This window comes from Kitasatospora sp. NPDC034533, assembly GCF_055575155.1.
The window spans coordinates 1-1,617 of record NZ_JBVITE010000158.1; the positions used below are offsets into that span (position 1 = coordinate 1).

A 1,617-nucleotide genomic window follows, 5' to 3' on the forward strand; every position below is an offset into this window, starting at 1 on the left:
CGCCCTCGTCATGCTGACCCTCGCAGGGCCCCGGCCCACCCTCCCCGGACGCCAACCCTCAACAGCCTGACCCACACATCAAGCAGGAGAGCCCTAAAAGGCCCGGGACGGCCGGGTTGGGAAGGCGGCGCGCAGGGCGGGCAGCAGGGTCTCCTCCGCCCAGCGCAGGAAGGCGGGCTGGCTGTCGCCGCCGACCTGGACGAGGGCCACCTCGTCGAATCCGGCGTCGACGAACGGGCGGACGGCCTCGACGAAGTCCTCGACCCGGTCGCCGCACGGGATCGAGCGGGCCACGTCCTCGGGCCGGACGAACCGGCTCGCGGCGGCGAAGCCCGCCGTGCCCGGCAGTTCGGCGTTGACCTTCCAGCCGCCGCCGAACCACCGGAACTGCTCGTGGGCCCGGCGCACGGCCTCGTCCCGGTCGGTGTCCCAGCACACCGGCAGCTGCCCCACCGCGGGCTTTCCGGCGCCGCCGTGCTCGGCGAAGCCGGAGACCAGTCCGGCGTCCGGCTCGACGGCGATCACCAGGTCGGCGAGCCGCCCCGCCAGGGCGCAGGAGACCGGGCCGGACACCGCCATGCCGATCGGCGGCGGCTGCTCCGGCAGGTCCCACAGCCGTGCGCCGACGACGTCGAAGTGCTTTCCGCGCCGGGTCACGTACCCGCCGCCGAACAGCGCCCGGATGATCTCCACGGCCTCGGCGAACATCTCCTCGCGCACCGCCACGGCCGGCCAGCCCCGGCCCACCACGTGCTCGTTGAGGTTCTCCCCGCTGCCCAGGCCCAGCCGGAACCGGCCCTCGGAGAGCAACTGGAGGGTCGCGGCCTTCTGCGCCACCACCACGGGGTGGTAACGGAAGGTCGGGCAGGTCACGTAGGTCATCAGCGGTATCCGCGAGGTGGCCTGCGCCGCCGCGCCCAGGACCGCCCAGGCGTAGGGGGCGTGGCCCTGCTCGTCCAGCCACGGGAAGGTGTGGTCCGACACCACCGAGAAGTCGAAGCCCGCGCGTTCGGCGAGCACCAGGTCGGAGACGAGGCCCCTCGGGCCCCGCTGCTCGGTCATCATCGTGTATCCGATCTGCACCATGTCCCGCGCCTGCCCGGTGGGGCCCGGTCGTCACCCGCGGACGCCGGATTCGCCCGATCGCAGCAACGGGCCGATCCGTGGGGTGGCATGAACGGGCGGCACGGGGTTAGACGAGCGGGGCAACCGCGTACGTCGATCGGAAGGAACCGCCGTGGCCGACCTCTCGTACCTGCCCGAAGCACCGCAGCGCCCGTGGAGCCGGAAGTCCGAGGGGGCCTGCCGCACGGCGGAGGGCGGCGCCTTCGGCCGCTCCGTGGACGAGCCCGTGGCCGCCGCCCGGGCCCGGGAGGAGGCGGCGAAGGCGGTCTGCGCCGGCTGCGACGTGAGGGTGGAGTGCCGGCGCCACGCCCTCGCGGCCCGGGAGCCGTACGGAGTCTGGGGCGGCCTGACCGAGGAGGAGCGCCGCGCCCTGTTCACCGGTGGGCTGCTCCCCTCGGCTTCCTAATGTCGTTGTCAAGCGGCCTCGGTGACCGGCGGTGTGACTTGGTAGCACCGCCGGTCACGGATCAGGGCCCACAGGACGTTGACGCG

General features: G+C 73.8%; 2 protein-coding genes. One reads left to right on the top strand and one right to left on the bottom strand.

The annotated features are described in order from the left end of the window. Positions 1-93: 93 nt before the first annotated feature. Positions 94-1,086, bottom strand: a complete 993-nt coding sequence (locus ACZ55U_RS38995; RefSeq protein ID WP_465534378.1) for an LLM class F420-dependent oxidoreductase — start codon at positions 1,084-1,086, stop codon at positions 94-96. A gap of 151 nt (positions 1,087-1,237) precedes the next feature. Between ACZ55U_RS38995 and ACZ55U_RS39000 the strand changes: the two genes are divergently transcribed. Next, on the top strand, positions 1,238-1,531 hold the full coding sequence (locus tag ACZ55U_RS39000; protein WP_465534380.1) for a WhiB family transcriptional regulator: 294 nt from the start codon (positions 1,238-1,240) through the stop codon (positions 1,529-1,531). The last annotated feature ends 86 nt before the right edge of the window (positions 1,532-1,617 follow it).

What these genes read in the sequence shown, in the direction of transcription:
- ACZ55U_RS38995 (WP_465534378.1), bottom strand. Translation starts at nt 1,086, where the DNA reads ATGGTGCAGATCGGATACACGATGATGACCGAGCAGCGGGGCCCGAGG.